Here is a 5,215-nt window from a genome sequence, read left to right on the forward strand (position 1 = left end):
CCTGGACGGTCACCTGTAATGGGATGGGCAGTTACACAGATTTATTTACAGGCTCTGCCGGTGACTTTACCAATCTTACCACCGACACCGGCAATGACGGCCACTTTGGCGCCGATGCCTTCCAGAGCCAGCTTGGTGTAAACGTAACCACACCTCAGGATGTCAACATTGTTGTTCTGGGCGATTTCCGTGGCAGCGGCGGTGGCGAGTTCCGGTTGCGGGAAGCCTACGGTGAATACAAGGGTGTTCTCGCCGGCCGGACCTGGTCCAACTTTACCGGGTTCGTAAGCTTTACGCCGACCCTGGATTTTGACTCGGTTCCGGGCCTTTCAGGCCAGCAGGATCTTGTGACACAGGTTCGATATACCACCGGTCCGTTCTCTTTTTCTCTGGAAGAGAATTATTTTCCGGCACTGCTGGACGCGCCAACAGATGCGAAAAGCAGCCTGCCCACCGTTACGGCCCGCCTGAACGATTCAGCCGGCGCCTTCAGTTACTCGGCGGCGGTACTGTTACAGCAGATCGCATTTGACGAGGGCAACAGCGGCGGCCAGTCCGACGATAGCGCCGTGGGCTATGCGACCTTTGTTGAGGGCGCCCTGGCACTGAATGACATGTTCACCATTCGCGGTTCACTTACCTATACAGACGGTGGCAACAACCATCTGTACCGTGCCGGTGATATTGGCTTCGGTGGAGAAGTCGCTTATGTTGATGGCAATGGTGACCTTGAAACCATCTCCGGTTACGGTGGTTCCGCGGGTGTCAGTGCTAACCTGGGCGGGGGGCGCTCAGTGAACCTGTCCTACGGTCTGGCAAAAGTTGATCTGGATGATGCGAATAACGCCGGTATCAACGTCAACGACAAGAGTGAGACCAACTCTGCGGTGATGGTCAACTACCAGTGGATGCCGGTCGATCGCGTCACTATGGGCGTGGAATACGCCTTCTTCGAACGTGAAGACTTCGGCGGTCAGGATGGCGAAGCCAGCCGCCTGCTGTTTGCTGCCCAATACGACTTCTGATTTCCAAAGAAACAAGCAGTAAAAAACCCCGGCTCCCGCCGGGGTTTTTGTTTGCCTGGAGAACAGAAATCGGCCTCGCGGATTTCCCCGAAGCCTTCAGGCAACTGGGCGATCAATCACAGAAAGTCAAAGCAGCAATGAACGAATATCCCCCAGTAACTGACTCAACAGCGACGTAAACCGGGCCGCATCAGCGCCATTCACCGCCCGGTGGTCATAGGACAGTGACAGCGGCAGCATCAGCCTGGGCTGAAACACCTCGCCATCCCACACCGGTTTCATGGCTGCCCGGGACACGCCCAGTATCGCCACTTCCGGCGTGTTCACGATAGGTGTGAACGCGGTGCCACCGATGCCGCCGAGGCTGGTGATGGTGATGCAGGCACCCTGCATCTCGGCCGGCTTCAGCTTCTTGGTCCGGGCTTTTTCGGCCAGGTCCGCCGCCTCTTCTGCCAGTTGCCACAGCCCTTTCTTATCCACATCCCGGATCACCGGCACCATCAGTCCCGCCGGCGTATCCACCGCTATACCGATATGGATGTATTGCTTGCGCACCACTTCCTTGCGCTCCATATCCAGCGACACATTGAACTGGGGCAGCTCGGCCAGTACCGTTGCACAGGCTTTCAGCAGGAACGGCAGCGGTGTCAGTTTGACACCTTTCTTCTCACCGGCTGCTTTCTGGCCCTTGCGGAAGGATTCCAGATCGGTGATGTCGGCATCATCAAACTGGGTGACGTGGGGTACATTCAGCCAGCTGCGCTGCATGTTGTTAGCGGTTGCTACCATCATGCGGGACATGGACTCCCGCTCGACATCTCCGAACTGGCTGAAGTCCGGCAATTTGATGGCCGGCAGGCCGGCGCCCTCGGTGGACCCGCCTTCCTGGGCCTGCTTCAGCTTCTGCCGGATGTAGGCTTCCACATCGTCTTTCAGAATCCGCTGCTTGGGTCCGCTGGGTTTGATCCGGGTGAGATCAGCCCCCAGCTCCCGCGCCAGCTTGCGTACCGCCGGTCCGGCATGAACACTTGCCCCGGGCGAGGAAGCTTCGGCGTCGTAGGTCTGGCTACCGGAAGACGAACGGCTTTTATCCTCAGCGGAGTCTTGACTTTCCGGTGAGGCCTTGCTGTCTTCATCCGGTTTCCTGTCCTGATCTTCGGCGCTGTCATTCTCAGGTTCCTCGCCGTCGCCGGAGGCTTCAACGGTCATGTCCAGCAGGTCGTCCCCTTCCGAGAGCTTGTCGCCCTCGGACACCAGAATCTTGCCAATCTTGCCGGCAAAGGGTGAGGGTATCTCCATGGTGGCCTTGTCGGATTCCACGGTGACCAGCGGGTCATCCTCGGCAACGGTGTCGCCCTCGCTGACGTTGATCTCGATGACGGGAACGTCCTCGAATCCGTCAAGAGCCGGCACTTTTACCCGTTCCTTGCGGGATTCACCGGAAGCTGTTTTCTTTGCAGTGGCGGCCGCTTTGCCCTTGTCGTCGTCGGCAGATTTGGCGTCCGGAGCTTCAGGCTCGTCCTTCTCGTCCTTGTCCTTGTCCTTCTCTCCACTGTCATCATCGCCTTCACCGGCATCGTCGTCAGCGGCGTCTGCAGCCTCAAAATAGCCGACCACATCGCCCTCTTTGAGCTTGTCGCCCACTTTTACAGTCAGTCTGGTGATCTTGCCGTTGCCTGGTGCCGGCAACTCCACCGAAGCCTTGTCGGATTCCACCGTCAGCAGCGGATCCTCCTCGGCCACGGTGTCGCCTTTGCTGACCAGTACCTCGATAACCTCAACTTCCTCTGCGCCGCCGAGATCCGGAACCTTGATTTCCTGTTCGCTCATGGTGACCTCCTCAGCTCAGCACCGGATTGGGTTTGTTGCGGTCGATGCCGTATTTGCGCATGGCCTCAAGCACCTGATCCTTATTGACCTCCCCGTCCGTTGCCAGACCACTGAGGGCGGCAATGGTGATGTGGTACCGGTCGACCTCAAAGTGGCTACGGAGCTTGTCACGGGTGTCGCTGCGACCAAAACCATCGGTGCCCAGGGTGACGTAGGTCGCGGGAATGTAAGCCCGGATCTGCTCGGAATACAGCTTGATGTAATCGGTGGACGAGACCACCGGCCCCGGATGCTTCTCCAGGCACTGGGTGACATAGGGTACCCGGGCCTTGTCATCCGGATGGTAGAGATTCCAGCGCTCCACGTGCTGACCTTCCCGGGCCAGTTCGTTGTAGCTGGTAACGCTCCAGATATCGCTGGCCACGCCCCAGTCGTCTTTCAGCAACTGTGCCGCTGCACGGACCTCATTGAGAATCGCGCCGGACCCCAGCAACTGGACCCGGGGCGTCTTTTTCTTGCCCTTGGTCTCCACGGAATCAAACAGGTACATACCCTTGATGATGCCCTCTTCCACACCTTTCGGCATGGCCGGCTGCTGGTAGTTCTCGTTCATGATGGTGACGTAGTAGAAGAGGTTCTGGTTTTCCTCGAACATCTTCTTCATACCATCCTGAATGATCACCGCCAGCTCATAGCCGTAGGCCGGATCATAGGCCTTGCAGTTCGGCACGGTGTGGGCCAGTACATGGCTGTGGCCATCCTGGTGCTGCAACCCCTCGCCGTTGAGGGTGGTGCGTCCGGACGTGCCACCGATCAGGAAGCCCCTGGCCTGAATATCCCCGGCTGCCCAGGCCAGGTCACCGACCCGCTGGAAACCGAACATGGAATAGAAGGCGTAAAACGGGATCAGCGGAAAGTCATTGGTACTGTAGGACGTGGCCGCGGCAATCCAGGCCGCCATGGAGCCGTCCTCATTGATACCCTCTTCCAGAATCTGACCCTTTTTGTCTTCCCGGTAGTACATGATCTGGTCACGGTCTTCCGGCACATACTTCTGGCCTTCCGAAGTGTAGATCCCCAGCTGCCGGAACATGCCTTCCATACCGAAGGTACGGGCCTCGTCGGGCACAATGGGCACGATGCGCTTGCCTACCCGCTTGTCTTTGGCCAGGGCCGTCAGCAGACGGACAAAGGCCATGGTGGTGGATATCTCCCGCTCACCGGAGCCGTCCAGCAGATTTTTGAAGGTTTCCAGGGGCGGAATGGTCAGCGGCTGACAATCCTTGCGGCGCTTGGGAAGAAAGCCCCCCAGGTCCTGCCGGCGCTTGCGCATATACTGCAATTCCGGACTGTCCGGCGCTGGCCGGTAATAGGGCACATCCTTCAGCTCTTCGTCCCGCAACGGTACCGCAAAACGATCCCGGAACGTTTTCAGCTGCGCAATATCCAGTTTTTTAAGGGAGTGGGCCGTATTCTGGGCCTCGCCGGCATCACCAAAACCATAGCCTTTGACGGTATGAGCCAGGATCACAGTGGGCTTGCCGCCGTGATCGTGGACTGCGCGATGGTAGGCGGCATACACCTTGTAGGGATCATGACCACCCCGGTTGAGCTTGCCGATATCCTCATCCGACAGGTTCTCAACCATCTTGGCCATCTCCGGGTAGAGCCCGAAAAAGTTCTTGCGGGTATAGGAGGCACCGGCACTCTTGAAATTCTGCAGGTCACCGTCACAGACTTCATCCATGGCCTTCTGCATGACGCCGTCCTTGTCCTGTTCGAACAGCGGATCCCACCAGCGGCCCCAGACCACCTTGATAACATTCCAGCCAGCGCCGCGGAACACGCCTTCCAGCTCCTGAATGATCTTGCCGTTGCCCCGTACCGGGCCGTCCAGCCGCTGCAGGTTGCAGTTCACCACAAAGACAAGATTGTCCAGCTTCTCGCGGCCCGCCATGGAGATAGACCCCAGGGTTTCCGGCTCGTCACACTCACCGTCGCCCACAAAGCACCATACCTTGCGATCGCCCATGTCGATCAGCTCACGACTGTGGAGGTACTTCATGACGTGGGCCTGATAAATGGCCTGAATCGGCCCAAGGCCCATGGACACCGTGGGGAACTGCCAGTAATCCGGCATCAGCCACGGGTGGGGGTAGGACGACAGCCCGGTGCCGTCGACCTCTTCCCGATACTTGTCGAGCTGCTCTTCGTCGAAGCGACCCTCAAGAAAGGAGCGGGCGTAAATACCCGGAGAAGAGTGCCCCTGGAAATAGACCAGGTCGGCCTCGCGTTTTTCGTCACCACCGTGGAAGAAGTAATTGAAGCCCACATCATAAAGGGTGGCCGCAGAAGAGAAG

The 5,215-nt window shown here is 58.3% G+C and carries 3 protein-coding genes; 1 reads left to right on the forward strand and 2 read right to left on the reverse strand.

Going from position 1 to position 5,215, the window contains the following annotated elements:
• Positions 1–1,025: hypothetical protein (locus tag AAC035_RS18315; protein ID WP_339806537.1), on the forward strand; the 1,025-nt coding region annotated here is incomplete at its 5' end.
• Positions 1,026–1,151: 126 nt separating this feature from the next.
• On the opposite strand, the gene aceF is transcribed toward AAC035_RS18315, so the two are convergent.
• On the reverse strand, positions 1,152–2,855 hold the full coding sequence (gene aceF / locus AAC035_RS18320) for a dihydrolipoyllysine-residue acetyltransferase (RefSeq protein ID WP_339806538.1): 1,704 nt from the start codon (positions 2,853–2,855) through the stop codon (positions 1,152–1,154).
• A 10-nt stretch (positions 2,856–2,865) separates the two neighbouring features.
• The coding region (gene aceE / locus AAC035_RS18325; protein ID WP_339806539.1) for a pyruvate dehydrogenase (acetyl-transferring), homodimeric type at positions 2,866–5,215 on the reverse strand (2,350 nt) is incomplete at its 5' end.

Source organism: uncultured Marinobacter sp., assembly GCF_963974375.1.
In the GTDB taxonomy this organism is placed as follows: domain Bacteria; phylum Pseudomonadota; class Gammaproteobacteria; order Pseudomonadales; family Oleiphilaceae; genus Marinobacter.

What these genes read in the sequence shown, in the direction of transcription:
- aceF (WP_339806538.1), bottom strand. Translation starts at nt 2,855, where the DNA reads ATGAGCGAACAGGAAATCAAGGTTCCGGATCTCGGCGGCGCAGAGGAA.